Below are 13,763 nucleotides of genomic sequence, written 5' to 3'. Positions count from 1 at the left end.
CCGGCGGCCTTCCGGGCGTCCGGAATTCAGATTCGCGCGCCGAATTCCGTGCCCAGTTCACGGAACACGTCGGTGTTCAGGGAGAAGGCGAGGCGGGCCTCGTCCAGCACGCGCTCGACCTCGTCGCCGGCCAGCGGCAGCGCGTCCAGGCTCGCCCGGTACTCGCGCTTGAAGGCGGCCGGATTGGCGATCTCGTCGAAGACGTAGAACCGCACGCCGTCGCCCTTCTTGGGCAGGTTCCACAGCTTCTCGGCGGTACCGCGAATGACCTGGCCGCCCGAGAGATCGCCCAGGTAGCGGGTGTAGTGATGCACCACGTAGCCGGCGGGCCAGGTCTGCGCGCATTCGCGCACCCGGGCCGCGTAGGCGGCGGTGGCGGGCAGCGCGGTCAGCTCATCGCGCCAGTTCGGGCCGCCCAGATGGGCGAGATCGGTCTCCAGCGCGGCCAGGCGCGCCAGTTCCGGGCGGATGAACGGACCCGCCGCGGGGTCCGAAGCCAGTGCGGCCGTGTCCTTTTCGAGTGCCTCGTAGACGAACCACAGCTGCGAGGTGTACCGGTAGAACGCCTCGACGCCCAGCTGACCGGTGAGCAGGTCGCGCATGAACGTGGAATGCTCCGCCTCGGCGTGCTGCTGCTCGGTCGCGGTGCGGATGAGCGTCGAGAACGGTGTGCTGGTCTCCAACATGATCGAGCATCCTCGCTTCAACTCCCAGGGCGCACTACTTTGGCTACCCTAACTTCTACATCGACTGTACGGGTCAGCAACGTTCTCGCGATTCGACCTTTCCGCCCCTGCCCTTCCAACTTTCGGATGATTTTCCGGAAGGGCTTGACAATCCCGCCGAACGTCTGCCAGCCTTCTCAATCAGGTCATGAGTACCAGCGCAAAGCCCTGGCTAGCTGGTCGGCAACCCTCCTCCGCGGTGGGGTGCTCCAGGTGACGACCGGGCCGCCGCCCGACCGGGCGCGGCAAGCGCGGACTCTCGATCACCCATTTCTGATCGCGCGTCCCTTGCCCCGATGGGATTTCGTGATGACTGCATTCGCCGACCGCTCCTGTGCCCCGCTCGCCACCGTCTCCGGTTGCGACCTGCGGGTTCCCCTCGTCCAAGGTGGCGAGACCGGCTACGCCAACTTCGACTACGCCGCCAGCGCACCGGCTTTGGCGCAGGTCACCGACCGCGTCGCGGCGCTGCTGCCGTACTACGCCAGCGTGCACCGCGGCGCGGGCTACGCCTCGCGCATCTCCACCGACTGCTACGAGGCCGCGCGGGGTTCGGTCGCCCGCTTCCTCAACGCCGACGACGACCAGGTCGTGGTGTTCACCCGCAACACCACCGACGCGCTGAACCTGCTCGCCGCCTGCGTGCCCGGTGACACCGTGGTGCTCGATGTCGAGCACCACGCCAACTTCCTGCCGTGGACCCGGCACGGCCGCCGGGTGGTGCCCGCCGCGGACACCGTCGAGGAGACCATTCAGCGCGTGGTCGCCGAACTCTGCGCCAAACCCGCAGCGCTGCTGGCGATCACGGGCGCGTCCAATGTGACCGGCGAACTGCTCCCGCTCGAGCGGCTGGCCTGGATCGCGCATCAGTGCGGGACCCGCATCCTGGTGGACGCCGCACAGCTGGCCCCGCACCGGCGCATCGACCTGCGCGCCGCGGGCATCGACTACCTGGCCTTCTCCGGGCACAAGGCGTACGCGCCGTTCGGCGCGGGCGTGCTGGTCGGCCGCCGCGACTGGCTCGACGCGGCCGAGCCGTACCTGGCCGGCGGCGGTGCGGTGCGCGCGGTCAGCGCGGACGGCGTGGAGTGGGCGCCCGCCCCGCAGCGCCACGAGGCCGGGTCGCCCAACGTCCTGGGCGTGGCCGCGCTGGCGGCGGCCTGCGACGCCCTGGCGAGCCTGGACGAGACCGAGGTGCTCGAGCACGAGCGGTACCTCACGCACCGGCTGCGCTACGGCCTGAAAACCGTTCCGGGCGTGAACTTCCTGCGGATCTGGCGGGACAGCGCCGACGCGGTAGGCATCGTCGCGTTCACCGTGGACGGCTTCGAACCCGGCCGGGTCGCGGCGTATCTGTCGGCCGAACACGGCATCGGGGTGCGCGACGGGCGGTTCTGCGCCCACCCGCTGCTGGCCCGCCTCGGCGTGGACGCGGCGCTGCGGGCCAGCATCGGGCTCGGCACCACCGCGACCGATGTCGATCGCCTCGTGGACGCGATATCCACACTCGTCCACAAGGGTCCGAGCTGGGACTACGCCGAGACCGACGGCCAGTGGAACCCCGCCCCCGAAACCCGCCCCTTCGCCGCCACCGACGCGGGCGCGGCGCCCTGCGGGTTCTGACGTCCCGGCCGTGCGGTCGCATCGAAGTCGGATTCGGTGCGACCGCGCGCGGCGCGTGAATCACGGCCACCGGGAACAGGACCGGTTCGAGATCGCGGGTGCACCGCGATCCGATCCGCCGATGATCGCGCTACGGCACCAGGTACCGCGCGGCGAGCTCCTCCACCACCGGGTCGTCGTCGCCCACGGCGTTCAGCAGATCGAGATCGTCCTGCACGGACAGCTGCCGCCCGTCCTCCTGCTCGATGTCGGGCGGACCGTCCTCCGCCAACTGCCGGATCAGCTTGGCCCGCACCCGCTCCCGCAACGAATCGCTCATAGCGAGAGCATGCCCCGGCCGCCGGTTCTCATTCCCCCGGCACGCCGCCGGAGGCCGGTACTCGCTGCCCACCGCAGGGTCCCGACCGTGCCGCACCGCAGAACTCGATGCCAACCGGAATTCGATGCAACGCCGAGTTATCCACAGCTGTGCACAACCTGCCGACCGGCACTGAGCGCACGAAATGTCCGATACATCCCGTTCAAGAGGCGATCCGCCGACGAATCATCCACAGGTGCACGGTCCGCCACGACCCGTCTCTCACACCGGTGCGAGCCACGTCCCCCACGGGGTATTGCGCAGCACGGTGAAGGCGAAGAGCAGAACCAGGACTATCCACAGCGCGGAGCGCGGCAGCACCTTGGGTAGTCGAGGCTTCGGGTTGCCGCGCCAGGCGCGGACCAGCCACACACTCCAGAAAGCGAGGAAGCCGAGCAGCAGCGGGACGATCAGCACGTTGCTCTGGATCGCGTCGAGCACCCGGCCGTCGGTCAGGTTGTGCAGGCCGCGCAGGCCGCCGCAGCCGGGGCACCAATATCCGGTGAGCACCTGGAAGGGGCACAGCCCCCACGATCCCTCCACGTGCGGATCGCGAAAATGCAGGGCCGCGAACCCCGCCGCCACCCCGGCGCCCACGAGCAACGGAAGGCCCACGCCCCACCGGTTGGGGCGGGTCCTGGATTCGAAGCCGAGAGCGGTGTCCACGAGCATCAACGTTAGCGGCGACCATCGGGACCTGCCAGGTCACCGCCGACTTCGCACCCCCGGGGACCGGAAATCGGTGTGCGGGAAATCAATCGACTCGCACCCGGGCTCGGCTCGGCTCGGCTCGGCCAGGGTCGGTCAGCGCAGCGGCACGCGGGTGCTGACCGGCGCGGTGAGCGCCCCCGCGAGCATGTCCACGATTTCTCCCCAGGCATCCACATCCCCCGCGGCGATCCGACCGGCTTCCACCGCGCGCTCGTGATCGGCGAGCAGCGCGAACAGCGCCGTGGACAGCGCGCGCAACCGCCGCACCCGCAGGCGCGGGGTCAGCTCCGGCAGCGCACCGTCCAAGCGCTGCATGATGACTCGCACCGAGGTGCGCGCCTCGCTCTCCAGATTGCTCGCGTCGGTGACCGCCGGATGGGTGTGCACCTGCTCCAAGAAGCGCGCGTAGTGGTTGATCCCGTGCCGCTCCCCCAGCTCGAACATGGGGATGACCAGTGCCTCGAGCAGTTCGTGCACCCCGACTTCGGCGCCCGAACCCGCCTGCTCCGCAAGCAGTTCCAGCCGCCGCACCTCGAGGGTGCCCATCCGCAGTTCGACCACCGCTTCGATGAGTCCGTCCCGCGAGCCGAAGTGATACTGGATCGCCGAATTGTTCCGCTGCCCGGCCGCCGCGGCGATGTCGCGCAGCGGCACGCTCTGCCCGCGCTCCGCGATCAGCCGTTCCGCCGCGAGGATGATCCGTTCCCGCGCCTCGGTCACCGCCACCGCCGCACCTCCCTCATCGCCAGCCGACCGCACGCCCGGGCGCGGTTCCACCGTAAGCAGAATAGCCGCCACCAGCGCGGAAAGAACTCCTCCTTGACAGTTAAGCGAATGTTCTTAAAGCTTCGTGTGACCGTCATCACCGAGAGGGGACCGCACCCGATGATTCTTGATTCTTTCCGACTGGACGGCCGCGTGGCCATCGTGACCGGCGCGGGCCGCGGCATCGGCGCCGCCACCGCGCTCGCGCTCGCCGAAGCGGGCGCCGACGTGGCCCTGGCCGCCCGCACCCCGGCGCAGATCGAGGAGGTGGCGGGCAAGATTCGCGCCCTGGGCCGCCGGGCGATCACCGTGCCCGGCGACCTGTCGGACCTGTCGAACGTCACCGCCTTCGCGGACCGGGCCGCCGCCGAACTCGGCCGCCTCGACATCGTCGTCAACAACGTCGGCGGCACCATGCCGAACACCTTCACCACCACCTCGCCGCAGTTCCTGGAAGACGCCTTCCGCTTCAACGTCTCTACCGCGCACGCCCTCACCCAGGCCGCCGTCCCGCACCTGCTCGAGACCGGCGGCGGTTCGGTCGTGTCCATCTCCTCCATGCTCGGCCGCACCGCCGGCCGCGGCTTCCTGGCCTACGGCACCGCCAAGGCCGCCCTCGCGCACTGGACCCGCATGGCCGCCACCGACCTGTCCCCGCGCATCCGGGTGAACGCCATCGCCGTCGGTTCGGTGCTGACCTCGGCCCTGGACGTCGTCGCCCAGAACCCGGAGATCAAGGCCCGCATGGAGTCCGCGACACCGCTCAAGCGTCTCGGCGAGCCCTGGGAGATCGCCGCCGCGATCGTCTTCCTGTGCTCCCCCGCCGGCGGCTACATCACCGGCAAGATCCTCGAGGTCGACGGCGGCATCGAGGCCCCCAACCTCGAACTCGGCCTGCCCGACCTGTGAACCGGAGTCCGTCATGACATATCGCGTAGTCCAATGGAGTACCGGCAACGTCGGCCGTCGGGCCCTGCGCTCGATCCTGGCCCGGCCCGAACTCGACCTGGTCGGCGTCTGGGTATCCGGCCCCGCCAAGGCGGGTAAGGACGCGGGCGAACTCGCGGGCCTGGATCGCGAAACCGGCATCCTCGCGACCACCGACGCCGCGGCCCTCATCGCCTTGAAACCGGACTGCATAGTCCACACCGCCATGGCCGACGACCGCCTCATGGAATCGGTCGAGGATCTGAAGACGTTCCTGCGCGCGGGCATCAACGTGGTCTCCAGCAGCCCAGTCTTCCTGCAATTCCCCTACGGGACCCTGCCCGACGAGGCCATCGCCCCCATCATCGAAGCCGCCGAAGCGGGCAACGCCTCGCTCTGGGTGAACGGCATCGACCCCGGCTGGGCCAACGACTGGCTGCCCCTGGTGCTCTCCAGCGGCTCGGAGCGGATAGACGCCATCGTCTGCTCGGAGATCATGGACTACTCCACCTACGACAACCCCAAGGTCGTCTTCGACATCATGGGCTTCGGCAGCGCCCTGGACGACCTCCCCCTGCTCCTGCAACCCGGCGTCCTCACCCTCGCCTGGGGCAGCGTCATCCGCCAGCTCGCCAACGCCCTCGATGTCGAAATAGACACCGTGACACAGCATTTCGAACGCATTCCTGCCACCGAACCGATCAAGGTCGGCGACCGGGTCATCGAACCCGGCACCGCCGCGGCCCTGCGCTTCCAACTGCACGGCGTCCGCGGCGACCGCACCCTCCTGACCCTCGAACACGTCACCCGCCTGCACCCCGACCTCGCCCCCGACTGGCCCCAACCGGCCGGAAAGGGTTGCTACCGAGTGGAAATCAAGGGCGAACCCGACTACACCCTGGACCTGCAGCTCTACAGCAACGGCGACCACGCCGAGGCCGGCGTGGTCGGCACGGCGGCCCGCCTGGTCAGCGCGGTCCCCGCGGTGGTCACGGCCCGCCCCGGCCTCCTGACCGCCACCGACCTCCCCCTGACGACCGGCCGCGGCCTGTTCTCCTGACCGGTCCGCCGGATCCATCCCCGCCCGTCCCGAACCTGTGCACAACGCCCGAAAACCCCACCCCACCACACGAAAAGGCCCCCGATACCGAAGTATCGGGGGCCTTTCCTAGCCGCCGGGGAGATAGCCCTCGAAACGGCGGGCGAGGGAACGTGGCACTCCCCCTTGACGTCGAGTACTGCCCGACGGCAATCATCCACCTCCAAAGACGCCATCAGCTGACTACTCTCAGCAATCGAACACACATTCGCAGCACGTAGGAGTAATGCACTTCGACGGGACTTCGCTGGGGTTCAAGAGCATCGGCGGCCGCAGCCCTCGAGCTGATCCATCACGCACTGCGCCCGTCCTACCGAATGTACTGTCAAGACCAAATTCAAGAGGGGAGGTGTCATGGCGGACAAGTCGAGTATCGAATGGACCGAAGCGACATGGAACCCGGTGACCGGATGTGACAGCGTTTCACCCGGATGCGATCACTGCTACGCGATGACCCTAGCAAAGCGCCTCAAAGCGATGGGGGCGGAAAAGTACCAAAACGATGGAGATCCGCGCACGTCAGGTCCAGGATTCGGCCTAACTACTCATCCTTCGGCACTGGATATTCCACTGCGCTGGCGACAGCCGCGCGTCGTGTTCGTCAACAGCATGTCGGACCTGTTCCACGCCAAGGTCCCTATCAGCTTCATCCGCGACGTCTTCGATGTGATGCGCGAAACCCCACAACACACATACCAAGTGCTCACCAAACGATCATTGCGATTGAAACGCATTGCGGATCAACTAGATTGGCCCAGCAACGTATGGATGGGAGTCTCAGTCGAAACGTCCGACTACCTGAACCGCGTCGAGCACCTGCGCAACGTACCTGCCGCCGTCCGATTTCTATCGTGCGAACCGTTGCTCGGCCCACTCGGCTGCTTGCAACTCGATGGTATCGGCTGGGTGATCGCCGGCGGTGAATCTGGCGTCGGCCACCGGCCGATGGATCCGGCATGGGTGCGCGACATTCGTGACGCCTGTGAGGCTGCCGCAGTCCCCTTCTTCTTCAAGCAGTGGGGCGGCCGGACCCCGAAAGCCATGGGGCGCGAGCTCGATGGTCGCCTCTGGGACGGAATGCCCGTCCTGACGGCGTGATGTCACGGCCGAGCGCCGAGTCCCCGGTCGCGCTCGGTCCACCACTTCCGAGTTCCAGGTTGCCAATACGAGGTTGGCCGCCAGAGCTTGTCGACCTTGACCTGCGGCGTGACGGGAGGCAGATCGAACAGCGCGAACTTGCCTGATTGCTCTTCCTGCTGCAAGGCCTTCAGCCGGCAGGCTTCGGCCATCATTTCAGGCTCGCGCTCGGCAGCCTTGTTGTACAGGTGCTGCATGATCTTGTCGCCCACGTCGTGGTCGCCAGCGAAAACCATGTCGTAGATGGTGCTCTTGTTCGTCATCCGCATCGGGATCCGCTGCGTGAACTTGTATCCGAGCCGCTCCGCCAGCTGGTGGCGGATGAGGTTGACCATCTCGTCGCGGTACTCCTCGCCGGAGATCTCGCGAGCTTCCCTCGCTTCTTGAATGTTCAGCCAGTTGCAGGTGCCGTAGAAGCGAGTGACCTTCTCCCGGAAAGCGTGCGACTTTCTGCCGCCGACACCACGAGCGACGAAGGCCGGCGAGACCAGAAGCCACAGCTCAGGTTTGGTTTTCGCTCCTTCTCCCTTGAACCGGGCCAGCTTAACCAGTGTCTCCCACTCGACCTCTGCGGCTTGCTGATCAATGAAGACGAAGGTGGGTGCCCACCGGAAGTCCCGCAGTTCGGCAAGCACACCGTCGATCGTGCGATTGCAGTCGCCGGATACCACACGGAAGTTTTTGAGCGGGAAGTCTTTCCGAAGTACGGCATCGAGCTCGCCAGCGTTCGAAGGAAGCTCGAAGAAGTAGTGACGCGTAAATCCGGGGGCTGCGGACAGCACGCGCCGCGGCGAACCATCGATCACTTCTCCCGTGAGGCGCTGAACATTCTCCGGCCGACCGGCCATCAGATCGAGGTAGAGTCGCTCCTCACTCCGCTTCGACGCCGTGTTGAAAGCAGGTATGTAGTCGCCGAGTATCTGGAGCTTGTTGCTCGTCCAATAGGACCATTCGCGTGCCACGCGAGCCTCCTGCCGCCCCTGCAGGCCTGCTCCACCCAAGCCTGACCCCCGGAGAGTACTGAACTCGTCTCATTTCTGTTGGCCAACAAGATGACTCTCGGTGCCACAGCCGTGACGATGCATGCCCTATTTGTCCGATCATCGAAAGAAGCCTGGCACTGCTGATCACCGCAGCATGGTCCGCTCACCAAGCCACCGATCGATGATCGCCACCTCGCGGTGGTCATCCGCAGATGCATCCCGAAGCTTTCAGCTCCATGATGCTGCTCCGATTACGAGGCCCACGGATTCTGAGATGCCGCCGCGGTCACAGTGTCGAGGTCGTCAGCCATGCAGCCCCTCTAGAACAGAACACCAGCAACTCCGGCCAGGAAACCGTTAGACCCCTCAAACTCAAAAGCCCCGATACCGAAGTATCGGGGCCCTTCATGGAGCCGCCTGGGGGAATCGAACCCCCGACCTTTTCATTACGAGTGAAGCGCTCTACCGACTGAGCTAAGGCGGCGTGCCTTCCGGCGGTGCGAGTCTATCGTCTCGGGGGCGGATCGCGAAAATCGGTGGTCACGGTCACGCGGAGCGGGCCGCTATCAGGGTTGCGACCATCGCCGCCACCGCGAAGCGGGGCTTCACATTCGTCTCCAGGGCCTCGCGGCAATCCAGGACCGCCTCGATCGAACGCAGCAGGCCCTCGGGACGGACATCGCCCGCGAGCTCGCGGATCTGGTCGGCCATGTCCGGATGGGTCAGTGTCACACCGGATTTCGAGTCGGCGGTCGCCGCGCCGAACCGGACCGCGAGGGCATCGCGGTACAGGCCCGCGACATCGATGAGCGCGCGGTCCAGGGCGTCGCGGCCGGTGCGGGTCGCGCGGGACTTCTGGCGCTTCTCCAGATCCTTGAGCACACCGACCGAACCGCGGGTCGCCGACGCCGCGCCCTTACCGGTGCCGCCCGCGCCGAGCGCGGTCGCGAGGGCGTCGCGCTCCTGCTCGTCGCGGCCGACGGTCAACTGCTTGGCCTCGTCATCGGCAGACTTCACCAGCTCGTCGGCGGCGGTATAGGCGACCCCGGGCCGGGCCGTCGCCGCGACCAGGGCCAGCGCCCGCTTGCGCCGGGACCGGGCATCCTCGTCGGTGGCCAGCCGGCGCGCTCGCGCGACATGACCACCGCTGACGGCCGCCGCCCAGGACGCCTGAGCGGCGGGCAGCCCGTCACGTTCACGCAGCACCCGCGCGATCGCGTCGGCCGACGGCGTCGACAGATGCACGTGCCGGCACCGCGAACGCAGCGTGACCGAGATGTCCTCCGGATCCACCGACGGCGCGCACAGCAGGAACACCGTCCGCGCGGGCGGCTCCTCGACAACCTTGAGCAGCACGTTGCCCGCGCCCTCGGTCAGGCGATCGGCGTCCTCGACCACCACCACCTGCCACCGCCCGGTACTGGGACGGCGGGCGGCGACCTGCACGATCGACCGCATCTCCTTGGTCGTGATGCTCAAACCCTCGGGCACCACCCGCCGCACATCACCGTGCGTACCGGCCATCGTCGTGGTGCAGGCGTGGCAGGTACCGCACCCCGGGTTATCCGGATCGGTGCACTGCAGGGCGGCCGCGAAACACAGCGCCGCCTCGGATCGGCCCGACCCGGGCGGCCCGGTGAACAGCCACGAATGCGTCATCGCCGAGGACGAGACCCCCGCGCCACCGCGCGCGGCCACCGCCGCCACCAACAGATCGGACTCGACCGCGTCCTGGCCCACCAGCCGATCGAAGACTCCTGCCACGCCGTACACCCTACTGTCGGCCCCCGACACCCCCGCTCCCCGCCGGGTGCGGCGCGTCAGGGCATGCGCGAATACGTGGAATTCGCCCCGTCGACCGCCTCGCGGATGATGTCCGCGTGCCCGGCGTGCTGGGAGATCTCCCGCAGGATGTGCAGCAGCACCCAGCGCACCGGCAGCCGCACCGGCTCCGGGGTCCACGGCGCGATCGGCTGCGGCACCGTGTCGTCCAGGGTCGGGAGTTCGCGAATCACCTTCGCGGTGTGCTCGGCGGTCGCCTCCCACTCGGCGAGCAGTCCGGCAACCGTCTCGTCCGCACCCATCTTGTACTCGGAATCCATTGCGGCGAGATCGATTTCGGCGTTCTCGTCGCGCTCGACCAGGATGGTCGTCCAGTGCCGCTCACAGTTGTTGATGTGGTGCAGCAGACCGCCGAGGGTGAGCTCGCTGACCGTGCTGCGCTGCCGGGCCTGCTCCTCGGTCAACCCGCGCAGGGTGATCCGAAAAAGGTCCCGCTCCTCGGCGAGAAACGCGATCAACTGCTCACGCTCGTTGTCGACGGTCATCCGCTGATCCTTCCCCTGGGTGCGTATCGGCCTACACGCTACGGCAGGCCCCCGGCGCACTCCACCGTGATGATCGCCCGCCGGAGCGGGCGATCCGAATCGCGGACTACTGGGAAGCGGATGTCTTCTTGGCGGCCGCGGCCTTGGTCGTGGCGCCGTCGGCCGTCTTCTTGGCGACCTTCTTCGCGGCCGCCTTCTTGACCACCTTGGTGGCCGTCGCCTTGGTCGCGGTCGCCTTGGCGGCGGCCTTCTTGGCCGGGGTCTTCTTCGCGGCCGTCTTCTTCGCGGCGGTCTTCTTGGCCGCCTTCTTCACCGGGCCGCGTGCCCGCCGATCCGCCAGCAGCTCCGAAGCCCTTGCGTCGGTGATGGACTCGACCTCGTCGCCCTTGCGCAGACTCGCGTTGGTCTCGCCGTCGGTGACGTACGGGCCGAACCGGCCGTCCTTGATCACCATCGGCTTCTCCGACACCGGATCCACACCCAGCTCGCGCAGCGGCGGCGCGGTCGCGGCCTGACCGCCGCGCCGCTTGGGCTCGGCGTAGATCTTGAGCGCCTCCTCGAGGGTGACCGAGAAGATCTGATCCTCACCGGTCAGCGACCGCGAATCGGTGCCCTTCTTCAGGTACGGGCCGTAACGCCCGTTCTGCGCGGTGATCTCCTCGTTCGAGGCCGGATCCACACCCACCACGCGCGGCAGCGACAGCAGCTTGAGCGCGTCCTCGAGCGTAATGCTCTCCAAATTCATGGATTTGAACAGCGAACCGGTACGCGGCTTGGGCGCTTCGGGCTTCTTCGCGCCCTTCTTGACCTCTACCTCTTCGGCGGGCGCGGGCAGCACCTCGGTCACGTACGGGCCGAAACGTCCTTCCTTGGCGACGATTTCGTGCCCGCTGGCCGGATCCACACCCAGCGAACGACCTTCCTGCGGCGTGGAGAACAGCTTCTCCGCGACCTCGTTGGTCAGCTCGTCCGGCGGCAGATCATCGGGCAGGTTCGCGCGCTGCGAGATCGGATCCCCGTCCGGGTCATCGGGATTGACGATGATCCGCTCGAGATAGGGACCGAACTTGCCGACCCGGACCACGACATCGCGGCCCTCCTCGTCGGCGAAGAGCTTGATCGAGTTGACCTCGCGGGCATCGATGCCGTCGAGCCGCTCGCCGACCATCTTCTTCAGGCCGCCCTCGCGCGCGACCGAACCCTCCGCGCCGATGTCGCCGCCGAAATAGAAGCTGGACAACCAGTTTCCGCGCTGCTCGCGGCCACCGGCGATGGCATCGAGGTCGTCCTCCATGGCCGCGGTGAAGTCGAAGTCCACCAGCCGGCCGAAGTGCGCTTCCAGCAGGCCGATCACCGCGAACGCGACCCAGGACGGCACCAGCGCGCTGCCGCGCTTGTACACGTACCCGCGATCGAGAATCGTCTTGATGATCGAGGAGTAGGTGGAAGGACGGCCGATGCCGAGCTCTTCCAGCGTCTTGATCAGCGAGGCTTCGGTGAATCTCGGCGGCGGATTGGTGGTGTGCCCGTCCGGCGCGAGCTCGACCGCCGTCACGCCCTGGCCCTCGGTCAGCACCGGCAGGCGCGATTCGGCGTCGTCGGACTGGCCGCCCGCTTCCTCGTCGACACTCTCCACGTACGCCTTGAGGAAACCGGCGAAGGTGATGGTCCGGCCCGACGCCGAGAACACGCACTCCTCACCGGAATTCGCGGTACCGGTGACCCGCACGGTCAGCGTGGTGCCGCGCGCGTCCTGCATCTGCGAGGCCACGGTGCGCTGCCAGATGAGTTCGTACAACCGGAATTCGTCGTTGTCGACGCGGGCGTGCACCTGCCCCGGGGTCATGAACACATCACCGGAGGGGCGAATCGCCTCGTGTGCCTCCTGCGCGTTCTTGACCTTGCGCGTGTACTGGCGCGGCGTCGGGCTCACGTACTCCGCGCCGTACAGCTGGGTGGCCTGCGCCCGGGCGGCCTGGATCGCGGACTCCGACAGCGTCGTGGAGTCGGTTCGCATGTAGGTGATGTAGCCGTTTTCGTACAGCCGCTGCGCGACCCGCATCGTGCGCTCGGAGGTGAAGCGCAGCTTGCGCGCGGCCTCCTGCTGCAACGTCGAGGTCATGAAGGGCGCGTACGGCTTACGGGTGTACGGCTTGGACTCGACCGAGGTGACGGCCAGGTCCACCCCGTGCAGCGAACCTGCCAGGGCTTGCGCGTAGGCGGCGTCGAGGACGACCACACCGGGATTTGCGCTGGTCGCGGAGGATTTGAGCTGTCCGTCGGAACCGAAGTCACGGCCGCTGGCCACCCGGGCGCCGTTGACGCTGACCAGGCGGGCGCCGAAGACGCGCGGATTGCTCTCGCCCTGATCGCCGGCGTCGAGCTTGGCCGCGATGTCCCAGTACTCGGCGGAGCGGAACGCCATGCGCTCGCGCTCGCGCTGCACGATGACGCGGGTCGCCACCGACTGCACGCGGCCCGCCGACAACCGCGGCATGACCTTCTTCCACAGCACCGGCGAGACTTCGTAGCCATAGAGCCGATCGAGGATGCGTCTGGTCTCCTGCGCGTCCACCAAATCTTGATCGAGGTCGCGCGTGTCGGCGGCCGCGGCCAGGATGGCCGGTTCGGTGATCTCGTGGAACACCATGCGCCGGACCGGGACCTTCGGCTTCAGCGTTTCGAGCAGATGCCACGCGATGGCCTCGCCCTCGCGGTCGGGGTCGGTGGCGAGGTAGAGCTCGTCGGCGTCGGCCAGCAGGCTCTTGAGCTCCGCGACCTTGGCCTTCTTATCGGGGCTCACGACATAGATGGCCTCGAAGTCGTTGTCGACGTCGACACCGAGCCGGGCCCACTGCATGCCCTTGTATTTGGCGGGCACGTCCGCCGCACCACGCGGCAGGTCCCGAATGTGACCGACCGAGGCCTCGACCACGTAGTCGCGACCCAGGTAGGGCGCGATCTTGCGGGCCTTCGTCGGTGACTCGACGATGACGAGACGACGCAGGGGGCGGCCCTGGTCGGGCGCTGCCTTGGAGTTCGGCACTGCACCGCGGTCTCGTGTTGCCACCGGCGAACACACCTTTCCTGTAGATCCGCGCGGCGCTA

12 protein-coding genes, 1 tRNA gene and 1 riboswitch are annotated in these 13,763 nt (G+C 67.6%); of the genes, 4 read left to right on the top strand and 9 right to left on the bottom strand.

All coding sequences use genetic code 11. The annotated features are described in order from the left end of the window. Positions 1-26 precede the first annotated feature (26 nt). Positions 27-686 (bottom strand): heme oxygenase (biliverdin-producing), encoded by a 660-nt coding sequence (locus tag ACFVBH_RS34905; protein WP_379008345.1) that lies wholly within the window; start codon positions 684-686, stop codon positions 27-29. Positions 687-869: 183 nt separating this feature from the next. Further along, positions 870-983: riboswitch (SAM riboswitch) on the top strand. A 51-nt stretch (positions 984-1,034) separates the two neighbouring features. On the opposite strand from ACFVBH_RS34905, the gene ACFVBH_RS34900 reads away from it, so the two are divergent. Then, on the top strand, positions 1,035-2,348 hold the full coding sequence (locus ACFVBH_RS34900; protein WP_379008342.1) for an aminotransferase class V-fold PLP-dependent enzyme: 1,314 nt from the start codon (positions 1,035-1,037) through the stop codon (positions 2,346-2,348). Between the two features lie 130 nt (positions 2,349-2,478). Here ACFVBH_RS34900 and ACFVBH_RS34895 read toward each other — a convergent pair whose 3' ends face one another. The 3 genes from ACFVBH_RS34895 to ACFVBH_RS34885 all read right to left on the bottom strand — a co-directional run bounded on the left by ACFVBH_RS34895 (position 2,479) and on the right by ACFVBH_RS34885 (position 4,143). Next, positions 2,479-2,667 (bottom strand): hypothetical protein, encoded by a 189-nt coding sequence (locus ACFVBH_RS34895; RefSeq protein WP_354991483.1) that lies wholly within the window; start codon positions 2,665-2,667, stop codon positions 2,479-2,481. Positions 2,668-2,928: 261 nt separating this feature from the next. Further along, positions 2,929-3,378, bottom strand: coding sequence for a DUF2752 domain-containing protein (locus tag ACFVBH_RS34890; RefSeq protein WP_379008338.1), 450 nt, complete (start codon positions 3,376-3,378; stop codon positions 2,929-2,931). A gap of 132 nt (positions 3,379-3,510) precedes the next feature. After that, positions 3,511-4,143 carry a TetR family transcriptional regulator gene (locus ACFVBH_RS34885; protein ID WP_354991481.1) on the bottom strand — a complete coding sequence of 211 codons (633 nt, stop codon included), beginning with the start codon at positions 4,141-4,143 and terminating at the stop codon, positions 3,511-3,513. Between the two features lie 159 nt (positions 4,144-4,302). Between ACFVBH_RS34885 and ACFVBH_RS34880 the strand changes: the two genes are divergently transcribed. The 3 genes from ACFVBH_RS34880 (at position 4,303) to ACFVBH_RS34870 (ending at position 7,306) form a co-directional block, all read left to right on the top strand. Next, on the top strand, positions 4,303-5,091 hold the full coding sequence (locus tag ACFVBH_RS34880) for an SDR family oxidoreductase (RefSeq protein WP_379008334.1): 789 nt from the start codon (positions 4,303-4,305) through the stop codon (positions 5,089-5,091). 13 nt (positions 5,092-5,104) lie between these two features. After that, the gene (locus ACFVBH_RS34875) at positions 5,105-6,169 is read left to right on the top strand and encodes a diacylglycerol kinase (RefSeq protein ID WP_379008331.1); all 1,065 of its coding nucleotides are present in this window, start codon (positions 5,105-5,107) and stop codon (positions 6,167-6,169) included. Positions 6,170-6,562: 393 nt separating this feature from the next. Then, a complete protein-coding gene (locus ACFVBH_RS34870) occupies positions 6,563-7,306 on the top strand; it encodes a DUF5131 family protein (protein ID WP_379008328.1) in 744 nt (247 codons plus the stop codon). Positions 7,307-7,308: 2 nt separating this feature from the next. Here ACFVBH_RS34870 and ACFVBH_RS34865 read toward each other — a convergent pair whose 3' ends face one another. The 5 genes from ACFVBH_RS34865 to topA form a co-directional block, all read right to left on the bottom strand. Beyond that, positions 7,309-8,307 (bottom strand): three-Cys-motif partner protein TcmP, encoded by a 999-nt coding sequence (locus tag ACFVBH_RS34865; protein ID WP_379008325.1) that lies wholly within the window; start codon positions 8,305-8,307, stop codon positions 7,309-7,311. A 429-nt stretch (positions 8,308-8,736) separates the two neighbouring features. After that, a tRNA-Thr gene (locus tag ACFVBH_RS34860) sits at positions 8,737-8,812 on the bottom strand. A gap of 62 nt (positions 8,813-8,874) precedes the next feature. After that, positions 8,875-10,092, bottom strand: coding sequence for a DNA polymerase III subunit delta' (locus ACFVBH_RS34855; protein ID WP_379008322.1), 1,218 nt, complete (start codon positions 10,090-10,092; stop codon positions 8,875-8,877). 56 nt (positions 10,093-10,148) lie between these two features. Then, entirely contained in the window at positions 10,149-10,655 is a 507-nt protein-coding gene (locus ACFVBH_RS34850; RefSeq protein ID WP_354990606.1) for a DinB family protein, read from the bottom strand. A 106-nt stretch (positions 10,656-10,761) separates the two neighbouring features. Continuing rightward, positions 10,762-13,701 carry a type I DNA topoisomerase gene (gene topA / locus ACFVBH_RS34845; RefSeq protein WP_379008750.1) on the bottom strand — a complete coding sequence of 980 codons (2,940 nt, stop codon included), beginning with the start codon at positions 13,699-13,701 and terminating at the stop codon, positions 10,762-10,764. Positions 13,702-13,763 lie beyond the last annotated feature (62 nt).

Origin of the sequence: Nocardia sp. NPDC057668, assembly GCF_042799795.1 — a bacterium.
In the GTDB taxonomy this organism is placed as follows: Bacteria; Actinomycetota; Actinomycetes; order Mycobacteriales; family Mycobacteriaceae; genus Nocardia.
Note: the sequence above shows the minus strand (reverse complement) of the source record. Positions and strands in the feature narration are given on the sequence as shown.

Bases quoted from the DNA above. Each gene is read 5' to 3' on its own strand.
- ACFVBH_RS34905 (WP_379008345.1), bottom strand. From the start codon at position 686: ATGTTGGAGACCAGCACACCGTTCTCGACGCTCATCCGCACCGCGACC.
- ACFVBH_RS34900 (WP_379008342.1), top strand. From the start codon at position 1,035: ATGACTGCATTCGCCGACCGCTCCTGTGCCCCGCTCGCCACCGTCTCC.
- ACFVBH_RS34895 (WP_354991483.1), bottom strand. From the start codon at position 2,667: ATGAGCGATTCGTTGCGGGAGCGGGTGCGGGCCAAGCTGATCCGGCAG.
- ACFVBH_RS34890 (WP_379008338.1), bottom strand. From the start codon at position 3,378: ATGCTCGTGGACACCGCTCTCGGCTTCGAATCCAGGACCCGCCCCAAC.
- ACFVBH_RS34880 (WP_379008334.1), top strand. From the start codon at position 4,303: ATGATTCTTGATTCTTTCCGACTGGACGGCCGCGTGGCCATCGTGACC.
- ACFVBH_RS34875 (WP_379008331.1), top strand. From the start codon at position 5,105: ATGACATATCGCGTAGTCCAATGGAGTACCGGCAACGTCGGCCGTCGG.
- ACFVBH_RS34870 (WP_379008328.1), top strand. From the start codon at position 6,563: ATGGCGGACAAGTCGAGTATCGAATGGACCGAAGCGACATGGAACCCG.
- ACFVBH_RS34850 (WP_354990606.1), bottom strand. From the start codon at position 10,655: ATGACCGTCGACAACGAGCGTGAGCAGTTGATCGCGTTTCTCGCCGAG.